This is a genomic window from Streptococcus infantis, assembly GCF_047463635.1.
In the GTDB taxonomy this organism is placed as follows: Bacteria; Bacillota; Bacilli; order Lactobacillales; family Streptococcaceae; genus Streptococcus; species Streptococcus infantis_W.
In genome coordinates this window covers 74,091-95,366 of record NZ_JASHDL010000004.1, presented here as the reverse complement: position 1 = coordinate 95,366, position 21,276 = coordinate 74,091, and the positions used below count along the sequence as shown (strand labels likewise).

At 38.9% G+C, this 21,276-nt stretch carries 23 protein-coding genes; 6 read left to right on the top strand and 17 right to left on the bottom strand.

From position 1 onward, the window contains the following. Window positions 1-135: 135 nt before the first annotated feature. The 3 genes from QM867_RS04035 to QM867_RS04025 are packed head-to-tail and all read right to left on the bottom strand — an operon-like array spanning window position 136 to window position 1,715. Window positions 136-888: a cell division protein FtsK gene (locus tag QM867_RS04035; protein ID WP_261026648.1), complete on the bottom strand. Its 753-nt coding sequence runs from the start codon at window positions 886-888 to the stop codon at window positions 136-138. A 12-nt stretch (window positions 889-900) separates the two neighbouring features. After that, entirely contained in the window at window positions 901-1,371 is a 471-nt protein-coding gene (locus QM867_RS04030) for an RNA-binding protein (protein WP_261026646.1), read from the bottom strand. 47 nt (window positions 1,372-1,418) lie between these two features. Further along, window positions 1,419-1,715: a hypothetical protein gene (locus QM867_RS04025; RefSeq protein ID WP_261026645.1), complete on the bottom strand. Its 297-nt coding sequence runs from the start codon at window positions 1,713-1,715 to the stop codon at window positions 1,419-1,421. A gap of 410 nt (window positions 1,716-2,125) precedes the next feature. On the opposite strand from QM867_RS04025, the gene QM867_RS04020 reads away from it, so the two are divergent. After that, a complete protein-coding gene (locus tag QM867_RS04020) occupies window positions 2,126-3,037 on the top strand; it encodes a hypothetical protein (RefSeq protein ID WP_261026644.1) in 912 nt (303 codons plus the stop codon). A gap of 30 nt (window positions 3,038-3,067) precedes the next feature. Here QM867_RS04020 and QM867_RS04015 read toward each other — a convergent pair whose 3' ends face one another. Continuing rightward, window positions 3,068-3,403: a helix-turn-helix domain-containing protein gene (locus QM867_RS04015; RefSeq protein WP_047206714.1), complete on the bottom strand. Its 336-nt coding sequence runs from the start codon at window positions 3,401-3,403 to the stop codon at window positions 3,068-3,070. Between the two features lie 154 nt (window positions 3,404-3,557). Here QM867_RS04015 and QM867_RS04010 point away from each other — a divergent pair, with 154 nt between their 5' ends. Then, the gene (locus tag QM867_RS04010; RefSeq protein ID WP_414315209.1) at window positions 3,558-6,182 is read left to right on the top strand and encodes an SEC10/PgrA surface exclusion domain-containing protein; all 2,625 of its coding nucleotides are present in this window, start codon (window positions 3,558-3,560) and stop codon (window positions 6,180-6,182) included. Window positions 6,183-6,461: 279 nt separating this feature from the next. On the opposite strand, the gene rpmG is transcribed toward QM867_RS04010, so the two are convergent. From rpmG to QM867_RS03990, 4 genes are all read right to left on the bottom strand, one after another. Next, a complete protein-coding gene (rpmG, locus tag QM867_RS04005) occupies window positions 6,462-6,611 on the bottom strand; it encodes a 50S ribosomal protein L33 (protein WP_001265622.1) in 150 nt (49 codons plus the stop codon). A 15-nt stretch (window positions 6,612-6,626) separates the two neighbouring features. After that, window positions 6,627-6,809, bottom strand: a complete 183-nt coding sequence (rpmF, locus tag QM867_RS04000; protein ID WP_000290417.1) for a 50S ribosomal protein L32 — start codon at window positions 6,807-6,809, stop codon at window positions 6,627-6,629. A gap of 148 nt (window positions 6,810-6,957) precedes the next feature. After that, the gene (locus QM867_RS03995) at window positions 6,958-7,158 is read right to left on the bottom strand and encodes a PTS ascorbate transporter subunit IIC (protein ID WP_000796543.1); all 201 of its coding nucleotides are present in this window, start codon (window positions 7,156-7,158) and stop codon (window positions 6,958-6,960) included. A 2-nt stretch (window positions 7,159-7,160) separates the two neighbouring features. Beyond that, window positions 7,161-8,168: an SPFH domain-containing protein gene (locus tag QM867_RS03990; protein WP_414315208.1), complete on the bottom strand. Its 1,008-nt coding sequence runs from the start codon at window positions 8,166-8,168 to the stop codon at window positions 7,161-7,163. A 184-nt stretch (window positions 8,169-8,352) separates the two neighbouring features. Here QM867_RS03990 and ilvD point away from each other — a divergent pair, with 184 nt between their 5' ends. Both ilvD and QM867_RS03980 read left to right on the top strand, forming a co-directional pair. Continuing rightward, a complete protein-coding gene (gene ilvD, locus QM867_RS03985) occupies window positions 8,353-10,056 on the top strand; it encodes a dihydroxy-acid dehydratase (RefSeq protein WP_248035870.1) in 1,704 nt (567 codons plus the stop codon). Between the two features lie 105 nt (window positions 10,057-10,161). Further along, complete coding sequence (locus tag QM867_RS03980; RefSeq protein ID WP_414315207.1) at window positions 10,162-10,530, top strand: glyoxalase; 369 nt, start codon at window positions 10,162-10,164, stop codon at window positions 10,528-10,530. Between the two features lie 189 nt (window positions 10,531-10,719). On the opposite strand, the gene QM867_RS03975 is transcribed toward QM867_RS03980, so the two are convergent. The 3 genes from QM867_RS03975 to tgt form a co-directional block, all read right to left on the bottom strand. Next, window positions 10,720-11,061 carry a metal-sulfur cluster assembly factor gene (locus QM867_RS03975; protein WP_153225650.1) on the bottom strand — a complete coding sequence of 114 codons (342 nt, stop codon included), beginning with the start codon at window positions 11,059-11,061 and terminating at the stop codon, window positions 10,720-10,722. A gap of 265 nt (window positions 11,062-11,326) precedes the next feature. Further along, window positions 11,327-13,144 (bottom strand): acyltransferase family protein, encoded by a 1,818-nt coding sequence (locus tag QM867_RS03970; protein WP_281335202.1) that lies wholly within the window; start codon window positions 13,142-13,144, stop codon window positions 11,327-11,329. 132 nt (window positions 13,145-13,276) lie between these two features. Then, the gene (tgt, locus tag QM867_RS03965; RefSeq protein ID WP_248035875.1) at window positions 13,277-14,419 is read right to left on the bottom strand and encodes a tRNA guanosine(34) transglycosylase Tgt; all 1,143 of its coding nucleotides are present in this window, start codon (window positions 14,417-14,419) and stop codon (window positions 13,277-13,279) included. 436 nt (window positions 14,420-14,855) lie between these two features. On the opposite strand from tgt, the gene QM867_RS03960 reads away from it, so the two are divergent. Further along, complete coding sequence (locus tag QM867_RS03960; protein ID WP_173390505.1) at window positions 14,856-15,005, top strand: hypothetical protein; 150 nt, start codon at window positions 14,856-14,858, stop codon at window positions 15,003-15,005. 141 nt (window positions 15,006-15,146) lie between these two features. Continuing rightward, window positions 15,147-15,326, top strand: a complete 180-nt coding sequence (locus QM867_RS03955; RefSeq protein ID WP_070677362.1) for a hypothetical protein — start codon at window positions 15,147-15,149, stop codon at window positions 15,324-15,326. 89 nt (window positions 15,327-15,415) lie between these two features. Here the strand turns inward: QM867_RS03955 and QM867_RS03950 are convergent, their stop codons facing one another. From QM867_RS03950 to QM867_RS03925, 6 genes are read right to left on the bottom strand one after another with little or no spacing between them, the layout of a single operon-like run. Next, window positions 15,416-16,420, bottom strand: a complete 1,005-nt coding sequence (locus QM867_RS03950) for a GH25 family lysozyme (RefSeq protein ID WP_075229511.1) — start codon at window positions 16,418-16,420, stop codon at window positions 15,416-15,418. Window positions 16,421-16,429: 9 nt separating this feature from the next. Continuing rightward, on the bottom strand, window positions 16,430-16,708 hold the full coding sequence (locus QM867_RS03945) for a phage holin (protein WP_414315206.1): 279 nt from the start codon (window positions 16,706-16,708) through the stop codon (window positions 16,430-16,432). 2 nt (window positions 16,709-16,710) lie between these two features. Next, a complete protein-coding gene (locus QM867_RS03940) occupies window positions 16,711-17,127 on the bottom strand; it encodes a phage holin family protein (RefSeq protein ID WP_075229513.1) in 417 nt (138 codons plus the stop codon). 14 nt (window positions 17,128-17,141) lie between these two features. Then, complete coding sequence (locus QM867_RS03935; protein WP_075229514.1) at window positions 17,142-19,268, bottom strand: SGNH/GDSL hydrolase family protein; 2,127 nt, start codon at window positions 19,266-19,268, stop codon at window positions 17,142-17,144. Then, window positions 19,269-20,621, bottom strand: a complete 1,353-nt coding sequence (locus tag QM867_RS03930) for a phage tail protein (protein ID WP_075229515.1) — start codon at window positions 20,619-20,621, stop codon at window positions 19,269-19,271. After that, complete coding sequence (locus QM867_RS03925; RefSeq protein WP_414275139.1) at window positions 20,621-21,229, bottom strand: phage tail protein; 609 nt, start codon at window positions 21,227-21,229, stop codon at window positions 20,621-20,623. Before QM867_RS03925 ends, QM867_RS03930 begins: the two co-directional genes overlap by 1 nt. Between the last annotated feature and the right edge of the window lie 47 nt (window positions 21,230-21,276).

The window sequence follows — 21,276 nt, the reverse complement described above, 5'->3', positions numbered from 1 at the left end:
TAAGGGAATTGAGCATTTTACCCTAAAGTGGAATTTACATAGCTTTAGAACAAGGTCAAATGGAACGGGGGTCTTTACATGTCCCCCGTATAACAGCCAGCTAAAGCTGGCGAGGCTGTAAGACCATCTGATTCTCTAAAGTGAATCAGGGTCAACAGCCTCTTCATCAAGAAAATAGCAGTCTGAACGTTGAATAGCCTCCCGAATCAGTTTTTCTAAAGGAGGTAAATTGTGACTTGGTACAAGTATATGACGACTATCTTGCCCATCTATCTTCATGTAGCCGACACCTCTTGGATTGTTTCGCACAATGTCATCTTTTTCATCAGAGAAGAGCATTGAGACCGTTTCTTTAGATAATTTGCCTAGTGCAATTACTGTACCTATAGAATCACGTGACAACCCCAAGCTTGCTTTATGGGCATCTTGCTGGGAAATAATGACAAAAATTGAAAAGGACCGTCCTAGTTGAATAAGGCGAGTATAGTCTTTAATAGCTTGTTCACGCTCCTTTTTGTCTAGGCTATTTTGCCACGCATTGAACTCATCGAAGCAAACCACTACAAATTCTCTGGAACTATCGATTCCTTTTTGGCGATTTTCAAGGATTTTTAATCCTAGAGTAAGTAATTCTGAAACCTCATCAAATCGCTTAAATCCTTTACAGCCATTTAGAAAGGCAAAGTCTGTATCAGCTTTGTAATCACCAATAAGGAACGTTGCTTCTGGGTAGGTACAAGCAAACCTTGCTAAAAAGACCTTTGTTGCATAGGTCTTACCTGAGCCTGAGGAGCCTACCAAAAGAGCGTGAGGTACACGCTCAACTGGTATATCCCAGAAAAAATGATTTCTGTACTCAAATAGATTTTTATCAAGAAAGCATTTCATCTGTTAATACTCCTATTTAGAAGTGTAAGAAAACTGAATTCCCAAATTTAGATAATACTGATTATTATACCGTAACAGTTTTCCAAATTGAGGCGTAACAGAAAGCCACTGCCCTTTGTCTGACCAGCTTTCATAGGTTGTAGATTCAGCTAGGTATTTGTTAAACTGTATTAAAAAGACTTGTTGAACATAGCTTTCTTCATTGATGTCAGGTTTCTTTGATAACATAATTGGAAAACTAACAATGTGAGAGCTATTGTCATCGTTACTTTGCAAGAATCGAGTGTAGCGACTATCAAAAAGAAGTTTTTGACCTGAAACAGTGGCGCTTTCTTCAATTATCTGTTCAATATCTGCTGTGATTGTTGGAAGGTTTAACTGAAGCGTCTGATCCTGTTTCTGCTTTTCTCTAATTTCACTTACCCTAAGAGCTAAATAAAGAAATCCAGCAAATAAGATAATCAACCAAGATATAAACGACATATAATGATTCCTTTCTAAGGATAAGGGGAGATACTCCCCATTACCCATTAAACCAATTCAATAAAAGCAGACTTAGCTTTTACTGAGAGCGCAGCACGATTCCCATTGGTGTAGGCGTTGATAGAAACACCTTCAAGAACAATTTCTACTTTTTCATCAAATAAAGTCGCAAAGTCAGATACATTAACCATATCAACTTTAATATTTGTTTGATTGAATCGGCCGTCTGGAGTTCGTACACCGATGGTTAATTGAGTTTGACCAGTGCTGAGACCAGAAGCATAGTCTTTTAGTTCTGATGCGCCAATAAGACGACCTTGCATTGTTGTTTGTGTAGCTTCCATAGGCTACCTCATTTCTAACCGTTTTATTAAATACATCAAAAAATTCACGGCTTTTCAAATTTATTGAAGATATGTATTGTGTGATAGCTACCTCACATCTTAATTATTCCATAAAAACTGATAAGACTTTACCTAAATTCACTTAAAATATAAATAATAATTTTTCTTGGTTTTTTTAAAGATTTTTTTCTGTTCTCACTATTGTTTAAAGCTTGCTACATAGCACTTTCAGTGGAATAGAATTTATTATTTATCGAGATTATTTGGTTCAAAAAAAAAATAAATTTTTGTAAGATTTTTATTGAAAACGTTTTACCCTAAACTTTTATAAAAATCCGTTAATATCTTGACGTTTAAAATGTATTAATGCTAAAATGATACATAAACTTTTTGTGTAAAGGATGTTTACTATGGAAGAAAAAAAAGAAGAACGCATGCTTGTTGCAGTTACAGTTAATTTGATGCACAATATGGAAGAATTTAAAGAGTTCAAAAAAGAACAAAGGATTAGTGGAGATTATGAAGCCAAAACTGCTTATCTAGAAAAAAAGGTTAACGTGAGCGACAAGACGGCAGAAAATTTGTTGTCTGGTAAGGTAGTTTCTAAAAATAATTATTTAGCTATTTTTCCTTCCTTTGATAAAGATAATACAAACGAAAAATTTACTGCATTAGAAAGATTTGCAGAGACTATTGTGGATGAAATAGGGAAGGAAAATGAAGATTATATTACAGAAGTATCTAATATAATCACTAATAAATTAGAAAAACTTGATTTAAGAAATATGGCAAAAGCTGTATTATCAGATGATAAACAAGCAGAATCATTAAAAAACTCCATAGCATCAAGCTTAAAAAATGTAGAGTTCCCAAATAAGAAAACTAAAAATAATGACTACGCTCTAATTGTATGGATTGATTACTTTTATAAGCATATCTCTAAACAAGATAATCTATTTGAAATTATTAGCAAATTAGATACGCTGTCGAAAGCCATTGAATATCTTCCTCTTGTTGAAAAACTATTGGAGTCTGAAGAAAATATTGAAATATTATCTCGATTAGATAATCGTCTTGATTCATTTATGTTAGTTGAACGTCTAGAAGAGTTAGGTTTATTGGATTGCATTGAAAAAGCAACTAATGGACTAGCGGGGATGAATGAATTTAACATTAAATTTGGAAAAACTTATGATAAATTTGTTTTACTAAATTGGCTATTCAATAATGCTAAGAAATCATTGAATGGTGAAGATATACCTAAATTTATTCACAGTCAGACTAAAACAGAGCATGATATAAAGAGAGAAACTAAAAATTAAATTAAAAAGCCAAGTTCAAAAATACTTGGCTTAATTTATTTGTTTTAATATATCTCGGAGAGCCTTTATAGTAGGTTCTCTTTTTTCTGTCGGTAGATTTCTAATATCTTCAATGAGTTGTGAAAACTCTCCGCTTTGATTTTGATTTTCAATATTAAAAAAAGTATTCATGTCAACTTCAAGTGCTTGTATAATTTTTTCAATGGTTTCAAGCTTAACGTTTAATTGTTTATTTTCTAACCTATATATATAGTTAAAACCCAAATCAGCTTTTTCTGCTAGATATTCTTGCGTCATCCCACTTTTCAGTCTTAGAAGTCTGATTTGTTTTGCAACAAATTCTCTTAAATTTATTTTTTCCGTCATGATAGTACCTCATAACTATCATACAAGTTTATCTCATTAAACAAATCATTATCAAAAGACTGAAATAGTTTCGAAAATAATATTTAAAAGACTGTAAAGTATGGTATAATATTATTTATAAAACAGTCTTTTAAGACATAAAGGAGTTTATACGATGGAATTCAACACACAAGGTCACGGAACCATCAAGAAATTGCGTACAGGCGCAGTCGTTTCTACGTTAGCACTTACAGCCTTTGGGGTATCCTCTGGGGTATCAGCTAGTGAGACAGAAGTTGCGGTTAATGAGCCTGTAACTAAGGTAGTTGCTAAGGACGAGGTTAAACCTAAAGTTCCCACCCAACAAGACATAGATACGGCTAAGGCTGAATCAGATAAGGCTAATCAGGATGTAGCTAAGCAGAAAGAAGTTGTTTCAACTACTGAAGCAAACATTGCTAATGCAGAAAAGACTATTGCTGACACTACTAAAAAGGTAGAAGAGGCTAAGTCTGTTACACCTGAAAAGGTAGCTGAGGCTAAGTCTGACGCTGACAAGAAAGCTAACGAGCTTGCTACGGCTGAAAAGACCGTAGCTGATGCTGATAAGTCTGTTTCGGCTACTGCTGAAAAGGTAGCTGACCAAACTAAGGTAGTATCTAATGCTGAGAAAACTGCCACTGATACTGCTAATAAGGTAGCTGACGCTCAGAAAAAAGTAGATTCTCTTTCATCTACTACTGATGTTGCTCCACTTGAAAAAGAGGTAGTTACACTTACTAACCAAGTTAGTGAAGACACTCAAGCAGTAGAGACTGCTCAGACTAACCTTGATAATGGTAAAAAAGCTCAATCTAACAAAGACCTAGCTATCAAAGACGCTCAAACTGGGGTATCTCAAGCTGAAACTAACCTCAGCCAAGCTACTACAGCCCTTGCTAACGCTAAGGCTGACCAATCTAACAAAGATAAGGCAGTTACTTCTGCTAAAGCTGACCTCGACCGTGCCAAAGAAGAGCTTGCAGATGTTACAGCTGGGCAATATACTATTTCTCTAGGTTCAGAGTATGTTGCTCTTCTTAAAGAGTACTTTGCTAACCCTACTAAAGAACTTTCAGAAAAATTAAAAGCACTTGCTTTCAAAGAGTACGAAAAGTTTGGTAAAATTACTTTCGAAGACGGTGAAGTCTATCGTTATGATTTAACTTACCCTCAAGCATCTAAGAAAGACCAAAACACAAAAGTCGACATCAATAACCTTGATTTTGAGACTCGCAAAGAGCTTTCAGTATTCGCAGCAGACCTTATCAATCAAATTCGTAAACAATTCGGTACTAAAGATGTAGTAGTGACGGAAGATGCTATTCGTATTGCTAACGAAATTGCTCGTAAGTCAACAGAAGAGTATGGTCACGACTTTAAAGCTTTGAACGAAGTTGGTAAAGATAACGGTGTTCTTCTTGGTGAGTTGGCAGGTTTCAGTGACGATACAACTACAACTCTAGCAGATGTTAAGGAACGTATATATGATGATATCCTCTCAATGTTATTCAATGACGCTCATGCTAAGTGGGGACATGCAACAAGTTTGTCAGGGGTATTGCCAAAAGATAAGTACGCAGGGTACATGCAATACACTGGTCTTGGTTTCCGTTCTAATGCTACATTTACCTCTGTAATCCACTATGTCAAGATTTCAGATAATATGGTTTCTGCTGATGCAAAATTCGACAAAACCAAAGTCGTAATCGCCCCAAGCACTGCCGAGAAAGTTGCCAAACTACAGGAAAAACTCTCACTGGCTCAATCAACTTATGATGACACAGTCAAAGCCTCTCAAGAAGCTAAATCAGCAGTTCAGTCAGCCCAAACTGCTTACACTAACGCTGAGACAGCTCTTGCTAATGCTCGTACTCATCTTTCTGATTTGGTAGGCAACAAGATTGATGTTCCATCACTTGAAAAGGCTCTTGCTGACGCTAAAGACAAACTATCTACTGACACTGAAGCTTTGCAAACTGCTAAGGAATCACTCGCTCTTGCTAAGTCAAATGCTACTGATAAGGCTAAGGCGCTTGCTGAAGCTAAAACAGCTCTTGAAACTGCTAAGGCAGAACAAGCTACTGCTGACCAATCTCTTGTTACTGCTAAAGGTGGGTTGGAAGTCCTTACTAAGGCTCATGATGTAGCAGTCTTGGCTCGTAAGTCAGCTGGTCAAGACCTTGCTCGAAAACGTGAAGCATCTAAAGAGGCTACTGACACTCATACAGTTCTTGAACTTGCCCTTACTAAACGTGATGAAGTCCTTAAAGCTTTAGACAAAGAGCTTACTGATGCTAAATCTAAGCTTGGTGTACTTCGTGCTGAGTTGGAAACTGCTAAGGACGAGTTGGCTCGTCTTGAGGGTATCGCTGAAGTTAAGGCACGTGGGTATGAGAACTTTAAGCAACTAAAAGCCGACCATGAAGCATACCTTGCTGAGCAACAACGCTTGCAAGCCTTGAAAGATAAGACAGATGCAATTCGTAAAGCGGGTGGTCAACCTAAAGAAGTTCTTGACGCTAACGGTAAAGTAGTTGATGTTGTGGATGGGAAGGCTCAAAATAAGGTTGTAGTTGCGACAGTAGGAACTAAAGACGATAAAACATATCAAGCTCCTGCAAAAGCTACAAATGCAAAAGCAGAACCTAGGAAACAACTTCCAAATACAGGAACTAAGGGATCGATGCTAGGATTATTAGGCTTGGGGTTACTAGCAAGTTTAGGATTAGGGTATACCAAAAAGAACTTAAGAAAGTAAAAAATAAAAAATCTTCTTACTTATTGTAGGAAGATTTTTTTGGATTCCTAAAATTTATTGAAAAGACTGCGCTATTCCAACAATTTTTAGGAATGGAAAAAGTCCTAGAAAATTCTTAGGACTTTACATTCTTCGATTGTTGACTTTCTTTTTTATTTCAAAAAAGGTTGCCAAAAAGGTTGCCATAGAACTGATTTCAAATGATTTGTAATGAAATTCAATATTTCAAAAACCGCATGAAATCAAGGCTTTCAGCATGTACTGAAATATAATGAAACCTTATTTAACTTCTGTAAACACAACGTGCTTGCGAAGTTTTGGTGAGTATTTCTTCAATTGAAGACGGTCTGGAGTGTTACGTTTGTTTTTAGAAGTAAGGTACAAGCGTTCACCAGATTCTTTGTGTTCAAGTGTAATATTTACGCGCATGGTATCTCCCTTCTATTATTCAGCTGATGCAGCTTTAGCGATCTTACGTCCTTTGTAGTATCCTTTAAGTGATACACGGTGTGAACGTGAGTAATCTCCAGTAGTTTCGTCAAAGTTTACAGATGGTGCTGTTACTTTGTAGTGTGTACGACGTTTGTTTTTCTTCGCTTTTGAAGTGCGACGTGCAGGTACTGCCATTTTGATTTCTCCTTTTAAGATATAAATTCAGTTAGGTTTGATTTTCATCAACTTTAATAGTATATCAAAACTTTTTTGTAAAGTAAAGTTACTTGACAAAAAAAGATAAAAAAATTTTCCTATCCACTATTCTGGATAGGAAAATAGATTAAATATCAATCTCGAAGGGTTCATCAATGGTTTCTGAGACGTATTTCCCGTCTTTCTTTCGTTGCTTGACACATTCTGTAAGAAGATATTCAATTTGCCCGTTGACTGATCGAAAATCATCTTCTGCCCATGATGCGAGTGCAGCGTATAACTTATTCGAAAGTCGAAGGGGGATTTGCTTTTTTTTAGCTTCTGCCATTTCTAATAAAGGCTTCCTGTATTGACAATTGGTTGTGCATCATGATTGCCACAGAGAACGACTAGGAGATTTGAAACCATAGCAGCTTTTCGTTCTTCGTCAAGTTCTACTAATTCTCCTTCATTGAGACGTTCTAGTGCCATTTCAACCATTCCTACAGCGCCATCAACAATCATCTTACGTGCATCAATAATGGCTGATGCTTGTTGACGTTGAAGCATGACAGCTGCAATTTCCGGTGCATAAGCTAGGTAAGTAATACGTGCTTCAAGGATTTCCAAACCAGCGTCCTCTACACGACTTTGGATTTCTTCACGAATGCGACTAGCTACAATCTCACTAGAACCGCGGAGGCTTCCTTCATCGGCTTGCCCATCACCTGTAGTATCCACATTCGGAGACACATCGTAAGGATAGATGCGAACAATATTACGAAGGGCGCTATCACACTGCAATGACAGGTATTCTTTGTAGTTATCTACGTTGAAGACTGCTTTAGCCGTATCGACCACTCTCCAAGTAACAGCGATTCCGATTTCAACAGGGTTCCCTAGGCAATCGTTAATCTTTTGACGAGAATTACTTAAAGTCATAACTTTGAGGGAAATCTGTTTCTTGCCAATTTCAAGATTTACGTCATTACCATTTGATGATTTCATCCCTGAAAAAGGAGATTTTGTGCTAACATCACCACTTTGTCCGAGTCGAGTGTGGATTGCAGGATTGACCGCTATACTGAAGGGATTGACAAAGTAAAAACCAGGTTCTTTGATGGTCCCAGTATAGTTACCAAAGAGGGTCAAAACCAGTGCTTCTTGAGGTTTCACAACTTTTAAACCAGCATGAGCTAGACCTGCAATTAAGCTTAATAAAAGTCCGATAATAATTCCAAAAACGTTTTCCGAACCAGCACCCATGATAAATATAAAGAAACCAAGTACGAGTGCCAACTCGATAAGTATCAAGGCTACTACACCATTTGGTTTTGAATTGATTAGTTTTTCAGTCATCAGAATGACCTCCTGCATTTGATATCTAAATGATATCACTTTAATTTTAAATGTCAATAAAAAAATGCAATATTTTTTAAGAAGATTTCAATGTATTGAATTTTCTGAAAATTCAAGAATTTTCTTCTGTTCATTGCTTTTAAAATGTGCTATAATGGTAAAAACTGAAATGGGAGGGAACTTAATGACAGAATTAGATAAACGTCATCGCAGTAGCATCTATGATAGCATGGTTAAATCACCAAACCGTGCCATGCTTCGTGCGACTGGTATGACAGATAAGGACTTTGAAACACCGATTGTGGGAGTCATTTCGACTTGGGCAGAAAATACACCATGTAATATCCACTTGCATGACTTTGGGAAATTGGCTAAAGAAGGTGTCAAATCTGCTGGTGCTTGGCCGGTTCAATTTGGAACCATTACGGTAGCAGATGGGATTGCCATGGGGACGCCTGGTATGCGCTTCTCTCTAACGTCACGTGATATCATTGCGGACTCTATCGAAGCTGCTATGGGCGGTCACAACGTGGATGCCTTTGTGGCTATCGGTGGTTGTGACAAGAACATGCCTGGTTCTATGATTGCCATTGCCAATATGGATATCCCTGCTATTTTCGCCTACGGTGGTACGATTGCCCCTGGAAAACTAGATGGTAAAGACATCGACTTGGTTTCTGTATTTGAAGGTATCGGAAAATGGAACCACGGTGATATGACGGCTGAAGACGTCAAACGTCTCGAGTGTAACGCCTGCCCTGGCCCTGGTGGTTGTGGTGGTATGTATACTGCAAACACTATGGCTACTGCTATCGAAGTTTTGGGGATGAGCTTGCCAGGTTCTTCTTCTCACCCAGCTGAATCTGCTGATAAGAAAGAAGACATCGAAGCAGCCGGTCGTGCAGTTGTCAAAATGCTTGAACTTGGTATCAAACCTTCAGATATCTTGACTCGTGAGGCCTTTGAAGATGCCATTACAGTGACAATGGCTCTCGGTGGCTCTACAAACGCTACTCTTCACTTGCTCGCCATTGCCCACGCAGCTAATGTTGACTTGTCACTTGAAGACTTTAATACCATCCAAGAACGTGTGCCTCACTTGGCCGATTTGAAACCTTCTGGTCAGTATGTCTTCCAAGACCTTTACGAAGTTGGTGGTGTGCCTGCAGTTATGAAGTACTTGTTGGCGAATGGATTCCTTCATGGAGACCGTATCACATGTACTGGTAAAACTGTCGCTGAAAACTTGGCTGATTTTGCAGACCTCACACCAGGGCAAAAAGTCATTATGCCACTTGAAAATCCTAAACGTGCGGACGGTCCATTGATCATCTTGAACGGTAATCTTGCTCCTGACGGTGCAGTTGCCAAGGTATCAGGTGTTAAAGTTCGTCGTCACGTTGGGCCAGCCAAGGTATTTGACTCAGAAGAAGATGCTATCCAAGCTGTCTTGTCAGATGAAATCGTTGATGGCGACGTTGTCGTTGTTCGTTTCGTTGGACCTAAGGGTGGTCCTGGCATGCCTGAGATGCTATCACTTTCATCAATGATTGTTGGTAAAGGTCAAGGAGACAAGGTTGCCCTCTTGACAGACGGACGCTTCTCTGGTGGAACTTATGGTCTGGTTGTCGGACATATCGCCCCTGAAGCCCAGGATGGAGGACCAATTGCCTACCTCCGTACAGGCGATATCGTCACTGTCGACCAAGATACTAAAGAAATTTCTATGGCCGTATCCGAAGAAGAACTTGAAAAACGTAAGGCAGAAACAACCTTGCCACCACTCTATAGCCGTGGTGTCCTTGGTAAGTATGCCCACACCGTATCTTCTGCATCACGTGGTGCCGTGACAGATTTCTGGAATATGGAACAATCTGGTAAAAAATAACTAGAAAATAAGCAGTCGCTAAATGACTGCTTTTTCTAATCCTTTGTCTTATCTCGTGAAATGTGATAAGATAATTGCTCTAACTATGATTATGAAGGAGAGACAATGTTTTCAAAAAATACAGGAATTATGCTCTACGTAGATGATATAGCAGCTGAGAGAGACTTTTGGTCTGCTATCGGTTTTGAAGTTTTTAATCAATCAGAAATTATGGGGTTTGAAACTTTTGAAATGAAACCTCACACGGACAGTACACTGACTTTTACTGTCTACGCCAAAGACTTTATTCGTCAGGTATCGCCAGAGGTAGTTGATATGAAACCTAGCCTACTCTTTGAATCAGCGGACCTTTGCAGTCTTCACGAGCGCATAGCTGCAGTGACTGATACCACAAGTTCGATCAATACCCAACCTTTCCCTCACTTTAACTTTGCAAACCCAAGTGGACACTATTTCGCAGTTAAAGGAATCTAATAACAAAAAGGAGGTTGGGACAAAAAATCCCTACCTCACTTTTTATTAGCAATTAAACTTTGACGCGGTAGCTGATTGAACTTTTTGTTCGTCTTTTAGACTCCAAAAAGCTCCTAATCATCCTCGCGGGGCTGGGACTACGAAATCGAGACTTTGTCTATCGATTTCTGTCCCACCGCCTCTTGTATTTTAGCGTGGTGGTAGACCAAGCGCTATGCGGCCATAGCGACTGATGCGTGTAATCTTCCAGGCAGGCGACCAGGTAACTTCAACCCTGACATCTTCAATCCCTTCAATCTGTTTCAAGCCTGCCACGATTTCGATGGGTAAACTTTCTGCACAGTCACAGGCAGTATCGGTGAAGGTCATGACAATTGTACAAAGACCAGCCTCGTCCAAATGAATCTCGTAAATCAAGCCAAGATTATAGACATCTAGTTCCACATCTGTATCGTAAACTTTTTCTAGCTTGTCAATGATTTGATCCCCTAATGCTAAAGCACGATCATTGATTTTGATATCTTCTCTCATTGCATTCCCTCCATTTGTAAACTGCACCTATTTTCTCATAATTCTGACAATTTGGCAAGTCTTTCCCAATCAAGACTGGATTCGCCATAAAAACTACAGACTAGAAATTAGTCATAGTTTGGACCCAACTGCCCAAAGAGCTAACAACCTAAAGCAAGGGGATATTGGCATAGGTTAGAGAAATAAACTCAGACAATGATTGAGCTTCTAAGACATACTTTCTAAAAAGAAAAAGTAGAGAACGGTCATCTCTACTTTTTAAATATTATTTTGACTTCACAGGTTTATCTGCCAAGGCCTTGATAGCTGATGCTATCGTTTCTGCGTAGAGCTTAGCTCCCTCTTCTAGTTTGGCATTATCACTTCCAAAGTGAACCTGATCCGTTCCTTTCCAGATGTCTGGATGATCTTTAGATACTTGATTCCAGTCTGCAACCTCAATGTAAGGATACTTTTGAGCCACTTCACGCACATAGCTAGCATACTGTTCTACATAAGGCTGAGTTGCTTGAGTTGTATCACCCTCATAAGGTGTCATAAGTACAAGTTGATGTCCCTTGGGTAGATTCGTTATCAAAGAATCGATATCAGCCTTATAATCCTCAGGGTTATTCACTCCAGTAGCAATAACGACTATTTTAGGGAGGACTTTATTCTGACTGTGATTGAGCATAATAGCATTGGCTTGCTTGGTATTTCTACTTACTTGACCATCTGTCTGAGCGTCTGGTAGAACCTCTTTAAGTCCAGGTGTTGCACGCAAGGTTACAGAATCTCCAATGATGGATACACCTTCGGCAATATTGTAGCGACTTGCTTCTGCTTGATCCGCCATGGTTTTCGTACGGGTAATATTGGTTTGGGCTTGATTGAGGCCATTTACCATCAAATCCGTTTCAAAAGCGCCTACTTGGGGGGCAATAAGCATCACAATCAGTGTCAGCAAGCCAAGAAATCCGACGCTACCCGCAAAGATTGGTTGAATATGCGGAATTTCTTTTACCTTTTGCAATAAGCTACTGTTCTTCCCTGCAATGAAAGGTTCAATCACATAGAAGGAAAGGCTTGCAAAGAGATAAGAAAAGATAGTGGTGAGAATCACTGCTAGTATATTTCCCATTAATTGGGAGAAAATAATATAAAACGGCCAGTGGAAGAGATATACTGCGTAACTGGTATCAGCTAGGAAGCTAATCACCCTTGGCTCCTCAATATTTGGTGTTTTCTCATGCAAGACTCGAGTAGCAAGAATCATAGCAAGTGCAGCTAAACTTGCCAACAAGAAGCCAAGCAAGTAGGCAAAGAGATAATTGAATTTCACGAAGAAGGTCAATAAGAGCAAAACTCCGAGACCTGCCCCGAATACTAGCAAGGTCTTTTTCAAATCCCAGGTATTATTTAAACGCTTAACAAGAGTAGTCGTTTGACGAACACCTACCAAAGATGCCAAAATACTGCCTAGAAAGAAAGGATAGACGTGAGTAAAGCTAGAAAAGTAGAGCGTCGAGTAGGAAGAAACGATAAAGCTACCGATAAACATTGAAAGAAAACCGATGATAAAGACAGCTGATGATAGAAGAAAGACTAGACCTCTTAATTGTCCAGATGATTTTACCCGCTTGGACAAGAACCAAACCGCCAAGCCCCACAAGATATAGTAATGAACCTCAACAGCCAAGCTCCAATTATGAACAAATAAATGAGGAATGAACTGAGATTCATAACTTCCCCCTGTTAACATTTCATAGAAGTTGGTCATAAAACCAAGGACACCAGCAATCTGACCACCAATCCCGGCTATATAATCCTGGCGAACCAAGAAAGTAAAGGGCATAACGACGAGGATCATCAAGACGACTGGAGGGAAAATACGATAGAAACGTCTCCTGAAAAATCCTAAGATATCGATTTTCCCTTTTTGTCCAAATTCTTCTAATAAAAGTGACGTAATTAGGAAACCTGAAAAGGTGAAAAAGACGTCAACCCCGAAGAAACCTCCTGGGAAAACCGTCTGAAAAAAATGGTACAAGAGTACCAAGAGTAAGCCTGTAATCCTAATCAAGGAAAACCATTTTATACGCATACGAGTTTATTCTCCGTTCATTAGAGTAGTTAAAAAACCATCTAATGTTCATTCCATACTACCTTTATTTTATCAAAAAAAGAAGAAAAATCCTAAGAGAAAACTTAGGATTTTAGCTTTGGTCTACTAATCTTAGAAATTACGACCTGATTTATTGTAGCCATATTTTTCAACAAAATGCTCACGGAATTCCAAGAGATTATCATCCATAATAGCCTGACGAACCTGCTTCATAAGGTTGAGCAAGAAGTAAAGGTTATGGTAACTTGTCAAACGAATACCAAAGGTCTCATCGGCCTTGAGCAAGTGACGAAGGTAGGCACGGGTGTAGTTCTTACATGTGTAGCAATCGCACTCAGGATCAAGTGGGGTAAAGTCCTCCGCAAACTGGGCATTCTTGACAACCAAACGTCCTTGGCTAGTCATACAAGTTCCGTTACGAGCGATACGAGTCGGCAAGACACAGTCAAACATATCGACCCCACGAATAACCCCATCAATCAAGCTATCTGGCGCTCCCACTCCCATCAAGTAGCGAGGTTTGTTTTCAGGAAGAAGTTGAGTGGTGAAGTCCAAAACTGCATTCATCTCTTCATGAGTTTCACCTACTGCCAACCCTCCGATAGAGTATCCAGGGAAGTCCATGCTAACAAGGTCGCGAGCTGATTGACGACGAAGATCTTCAAATCCTGCGCCTTGCACAATCCCAAATAATCCTTGGTCATGGGGACGACGATGAGCTTTTAATCCACGCTCAGCCCAACGGCTTGTACGTTCGATTGACTTCTTCACATAATCATAAGGCTGATAAAATTGAGGACATTCGTCAAAGGACATCATAATGTCTGACCCTAGATTGTTCTGGATAGAAATAGCTTTTTCTGGCGAAAGGAACATCTTAGAACCGTTGAGGTGGTTCTTGAAGGTTACTCCTTCTTCTGTGATATTACGGCTATCCGCTAGGGAATACACTTGAAAACCACCGCTATCTGTCAAGATAGGCTGATCCCAGTTCATGAACTTATGAAGCCCACCTGCACGTGCAATGAGTTCATCTCCAGGACGAAGCCACAAGTGATAGGTGTTAGAGAGGATAATCCCTGACCCCATCTCTTTCAATTCTTCTGGCGATTGGGTTTTGACCGTTGCTTGAGTCCCAACCGGCATAAACATAGGAGTTGGGAAGGTTCCGTGTGGCGTGATAATCTCACCCAGACGAGCTCCCGTGTGTTTTTCTTTCTTAATCAAACGGTATTTGATTGGTGAATCTGACATTTTTTACCTCCGAAGCTGGGAAAGACAGTCCCAGTTCTTACTTTGTGCCCAAGGGCATACTGTATGATTCTATCAAAAAAAACAGGAACTGTCACGAACTATGGTATAAGTGACAAATGTTTTTCAATGCTTTCTGTTGCTTATCAATAGTTGAGTTTTTGCTTATTTTTATTTAAAATCATTTCCGTTGATTTTCGTCATTTTTTTAAATCGTATTCATCTTCGTATTCATTTTCATACTCACCTTTGCCCGTATAGTTGAGAAGGCTGCAATTTAGTTCTAATAGTTTACATTGGAGGGGTGTCCCTCCAACTCCCCGACCTCTGGACAAGGTCTATTTTTTTGAAAAAATTTAAAAAAACTTCATCAAAACGCTTGACTTTCTCGGTGTACCGTGATATAATATAATCAAGATAAGGAAAGGAGGTGAGGAAGTTGAACAAAGAAGATTGGCTTAGGTTACTTGAAAAGGCGATAGACAATATCCCTGAAACGGTAACTGCTATAGCAAGTCTGGTGACTGCAATAACAGTCGCAAGACAAAACAAAAAGCGTAAACCCGAATCCCGCAAAAGAAAAAGGTAAACGCTAAGAGGTGGGGGCGAAAGCCCCTCACACCTCTATTTTATCAAATGAAAAGAGGAAAAGCAATGGTTAGTGCAATAGCTATTTTTATAATTGCAATCAATGTATATATCTATCTAAAAAATAAAAAGGACAAATAATATGAGAAAAGTTATTCAAGAATTATTAGACAGTTCAATGTCTACATCTGCTATTTCGCAAGGCGCTGGAGTTCCATGGACTACTGTTTCTGACCTTAGAAAAGGAAAAACAAGCATGGACAAAATGGCCCTTCTCACAGCAGAAAAACTTTATGAATTTGCTACAGCTGATAAGCAGTGATTTCGGTCACTGCTTTTATTATTGCAAACAAAAAAGCCCGCAAGCCTGAGCCTGCGGGTCATTAAGAAGAAAAATAGAATCTCCTTTCTTTATTTAGTGGTAACAATTAGTCCATCAGGTAATACATTAAATGCTGGTTTGTCTGAACGACTGCCATCTTCGTTGACGTAGTACCAGCCTCCTTCGACTTTGACAAGTTCTTTTGAAGACATTTCGCCATTCTCTTCTTTGAGATGGTATAGTTTGTCCTTGTATTGAACCCAGCCAGTGACCATTGCTCCTGAAGCATCAAGATAGTACCATTTGCCATTCACAAACACCCAACCAATGGCCATTGCCCCATTTTCTTTGAGGTAGTACCACTTATCATTTTCTTTGAACCATTGACTGGTTAGACAATATCCTTTAGCATCAAAGTAGTACCACACACCGCCGATTTTTTCCCATTCTTCTTTTGGGTAAGATCCGTCAGGGTGTTCCCACCACCAACCAGTATCATTTCTTTTCCATTTTGGCTCGGCTTCTTCGTCATCTAGTAAAACAATGTTCTTGTCGTATGGATTTGAAGAATATTGCCACCATCGAATCCCATCCATGCTAGGAAAATACTCAAAATCAGCATTTCCATCATTTAGCCCATACCCGGCAATCCAAAGGCTGTTTGGGAATTTCGCAAGAATCTGCTCATAATAGATATTATTGAGCGTGAATGGCTTGTAGCTGTAATAGATTGGCTCATAGCCATTTTCTTTGAGGATTTCCATAAAGCGAATACATGCATCTGTATTTGCCTGTTTATCTCCGCTAGCGTGATCTTCGTAATCAAGACACAAGTATTTTACTTTTTGAGGTACATTATCAAGGAAGTAACGTGCCTCTCGTTCAGCTTCTTCGATGTCACCTCCAAACCATGCGAAATGATAAAATCCAACAGGGGTTGATTGCTCAACTTGAGCATGTCGGCAAGGGTTCAGATAGCTTGTACTTTCAGAAATCTTGATGATGGTATTTTGTGTACCCATTTCTTCCAAAATCCCTGTAATATCGTATCCATTGTGGCTGGATACGTCGATGAATAAGTCGTTTTTCTTCATTGTCCTCTCCTAGTTTTGGACTGGCTCTTGATAGTCAAGAGCGCGTTTGCTGTCAGAAATTCCTGCAGTTGTTGGGTCTGGAATGATATTTAGGATATTTACAATCGTCAACCCCACAAGATAAGGGTTCGCAAAGAATTTGCCAAGCAAGTCTAAAATGACTCCCCAACTGACCAAATCTTCTAGTTTAAGATTGAAATATGCGAGAATCGGCAAAGCTAAAGCAAATGCCACTCGCAATAAAAATGTTTTGTTTTTTAAGTTAAAACGTACTTTCCAGTTAATCATGTTTATTCTCCTTTGTTTTTGTCGTCATCTTTTTCAAGTAATCGCTGAAATGCTTTTAAAATCGGCTGAAAAAGAGTAACGTTTCCTTTTAATTTTCGATAATTTTCAATAAGTGATTGAAATGTGAATGCGATGTATCCGAGATAAATCGAATACAAGAATGCGAAGCCTGTTTTTTCAGGTAAAAGCACGGACATCGGAATAAGGATCATCAGTAAGAGAACTCCTAAAATCTTGCGAAGGAGCCCATTGATGCCGATTTTGCTCTTATACTCGATGTCAGGGTTTGCGATAGCAGCAATCGTTCCTGTCACAAAATCAATGATTTCCATTGAGACAATCAATGCCAGGGCGTACAATACCAATCCGTCTTCGGTCTGAACGACGCTTCTTAAAAAATTGAAAAATTCGATCTGCATACAACCTCCTTTGTCTATACTTCTTTCAGATTAAATTTCAAGCCACGGAATTTACTAGCAACTCCAGTGACGTTTTTAGCTGAAATTCGATAAAATCCGATATCGAGCACAGCTCCGTCTGATAATGACTGCCCATTTGATGTCACAATCACGTTGTCTCCAAAATAGCGGATAATTGACGGACGTTCAATATAAACCGAAACCTCAAACATTGTCTTTATTTGAGTAGAATTTAGTTGTCCTTCTAAATCGAAACCATCAGTTCTAGTAATCCACTTCACATCTTTTTGTTCATCTGTCAAGTAATCTGAATAATTCAAATCAGATGCCACTTTGTTATTCTGATACCCGATTTTACTAATCCCTGAAACAAATACCGTTTGAGGAATCAACTGACTAGCTAAAAATTCTGCCCCTTTTTGATGACCAAGATCTCCAAAGTGACACATGTCTGGAATTAAATCCTTGAGCTTGTATTCTGAATGGTTCAAAATATTACTTGTGCCAGCGTTATAATCAATGAATGGTAATCCTAATTCTTCGGCTAAATCCTTCTTGATGTTGTCAGCAATCGCATTAATCTTCGAACCAAATCGTTTGTAATTCTCAAATTCAGCTTGAGTGCTCATTAGTACAGGTTTAATCCCTTTCGCCAACAATCGATTGATAACATTTATATGATCGTCACGAAATGATTTAATCTTACTCACGTCGTACACCATATCGTTGATGCCCATTGCAATGAACGCATAATCAATGGATTCAGGTATCGGAGATAGAACAGCATCCAGATTTTGACGAAGCCAATAAATGGTTTTTCCTGAAAATCCTCGATTATAAATTTTATGATCAAAATTGTAACCACGTTGTTGATTAATAATATTATTAAGTATTCCAGAATATGTATTATTTCCTTCTTTTAGATTATTAATATTATCGTTGTTGCTGGTGTAATTTGAAGTCCTCCAACCATCCGTCGTGCTATCTCCCAGCGTCACAATAACAGTTTTTTTAGTCTGAAGGTCGACAATCAATTCTTCTAATTGCCATGCATTATTTAATAACGATTTTGTACTCTGAATAAAATTATTACTAGAATAATGCGTGAGTTCTTCAAGATATACTGATGCAATCAAAATGTCTGTATTCTTGCTTGTAAAAGTTGCTCCATTAGACATCACTGAACTCTTTACTAGCTTAAACTTATTTTCTATAGTATCCAAAATAAGATGATGTAAGAATCCACTGCTAAGTTGAAGATTTTCATGCTCTTTTATCGAGTAGTAACTTGTCCCTTTTGAAACAATAATCTCATTCTGTTCTCCAAAACCATTAAAACTAAACGTTTTTGAATAATTGTCATAGATTATTTTGCCTTGTACAACCGAACCGATTAAGCTATCCTGCGTATATTCTGAGTAGCCAATTGTCTTAACGAACATAGAATTAACTGGATAATGTAAAGTACCCTTATACATAATAGCAAGTATGACTTGCGTTGACGTGATGTTCTTAACGTTCGCCAAAGTCATCACGGTTAACCCTTTATTTTGGAAGTCGTAAACAACATATTCTGACAATCCAGTTGGTTCGTAACTAATGCTCAAATTAGCATTTGGAGCATAATTTTTATTTCCAAACGAAATCCATGTATCTTTTTTTAAGGATACTGTTTTAGTCTTACGATCAATAGTTAATAATCCGTCGAAAATTACGCCGAACTGATTAGGAACGCCGTCAGTTGGCGATTGATATGAACCACCATCCGCCCATGAACTTCCGTCCCAATAATTCCAGTGGCCGTTATCAGTTGTAACATAAATACCTTTATCACCAGATGGCTTTGCTGAACGTAAAGCTGAAACATTTGGATATGTTCCTTTAGGAGTTCCGTCTAGAATATTATTAAGCATAGCTTTTATTTCAGCTTCGTCTGCTTTTGAATTGATAATATTATCAATCGTAGAGAATCTATCGGATAGATGGTCAAAGGTGCCTCTGGCCTTAGCCACTTCCATATTTGTGTTGCCATCAAATGTTGCATCTTCATAGACTCGTTCTATACCGTCATGAATAGCTTGTCGAACATCGCGACCAAAAACTCCTTCCTTGATAACTTTTAAATATTGGTCAATTCCCATTTAAACTTTCCTTTCTAGATTTTCAATTCGTTTCAATATATCATCTAAGTCAACTTTCTTTGAAATTAGCAAATAATCCAGTTTTTTCTTATCTTGAGTAGATAAGAGTTGGCTAGACTGTTCGTTCACGGTATTATTGACAGTTTCAACTGTCTCTGCAGCTGCATTAGCAATAACTCGCACTTCTTCCAATCTTGCCTGTTGCTCTTTAAGCTGATTAGTTGTAACTAATTGCCGAGTTCGCTTACGAATATTATCTGACTGCCACTCTTCCGCAGACTTAAATTTTTCTCCAATCGTCAAACTAGATCTCTCAACATTTAACAAATCAATCTGTCGAGCAACAACTCTCAGTCGCTCGTCGATAAACATAACAGGATTGATAACCCTATATGTGTTACCTTCCTCAAACTCGTCAAAATTCGGGTTGATGTGCGATAAGTTGACTGCTGAAACAGAGTATTGATAAGCTACAGCTTTTTGAGTGGCTAGCTGGCTTTCTCCTGCCTGTTTTAGAGCAACAGGGTTCTCTATGTCATCAAACGTGGCAGTCTCCATTTTGATACCATACTCGGCAATCAAATCAGGTCTATCGATGTAGTCTTTTCCGTTGTTGACTGAGGCAATGCTGACACGCTGATTTGTCTCACTATTTTGCTTGCCATATACAAGCAGGCGAGATACGATGCCCTCTGGGTTGATATGCTGCTTTAATGACAATAGATTGACAGAGAGCTTGATTTCCGTGTCGCTGTCAACACCAATCTGCTTCTTAAAATCAAGATATCTCTTCCCATTCTCCTTGCGAATTTGTAGTTCCAGTCCATACTCGTTCAGGATAAGGTCTGTCAATGTGGCAAAAGTCGACTTGGCAGGGTCTACATCGGCTTCCATGTGGTCGCCTGTTGCGATTAGGTCTGTCAAATCACCTGGCAAAAATTCCTTATAAGATTCCAGGTTGTCATTGTGGAATTTCAAGACTTGTTTTACAAAATCAGATTTCTTCCCGCGGTAAATTTGTTGCCTTTGTTTGCTGTCGTTCAGAAAATCAAGCTCCGATTTGGCATTGTATGCAAATGTAAACACTCCACTTTCTGCCATGTCATTTGTGATTGGGGCTATACGACCGTAAAATACTTCTCTACCTGTCCGCATATTGACTACTTGTACCATGGTCTGTAAAGGCTTGATAAGAGCCTTGTAACCAGCGTTGTTTGGCAAAAACTGGAAATCAAACTGGGCAATCTTATTGATTTCAAACTTAATAATGGCCGACAAGAGCTTATTCCCGCCGGCCATTGAATCGTGTATCGGTGTCACGTTGGCACCATTAATCAAACTAACTGCATACATCAAATCAGCTCCTTAAACCATTTGAACGAGATTCTGCCGTTTCCTTTGATGCGAATTTCATTCTCTTTTTCGAGTGTGAAAAAGTCATATACACGACTACCTGGAATAATACTGAACTGTTGATTCCGCATAGTCAATGTCATGTTGCTGGTCGACGTAATCTCTGGTCGTGCCAAGCTGATGCCTGTGTTGACCAATAGAATATCAAGCGAACCTTTAACATCGAAAGCAATATCTTGGAATGCGTCTAGTTCAAAGTTAAATTCATCCCAGATATCGCTTCCTTCAGCTTTCTCGGAAATCATGAAGGGATAGGCTGTGAATGTGATTTTTAGCACACCATGCGCCCAATCCTCTTCAAAAGCACTATCCCCTTGGACTTCGGCTAGGAAATAAAAACCAGGAATTGCATCGTCATATAGAGGTGCGAGTCCAGTAGTACCCATTAGCCAGTTAATAGCACTTGTTTTAGCCATATTCATGGCTTCTTTCGTGCCATAGATTGTATTCTTGATTTTGATTTGATAGGTCAAGGTCCTCTGTTCGTAGAGCTGCCCGCCGTAAACCGTTGAAAAATCATATTTTTCATTTGAAAATGGAATTGGCACCAGTACCTTCTTTTTGTTAGGGATGCTAATTGACCGTTCATTTAACA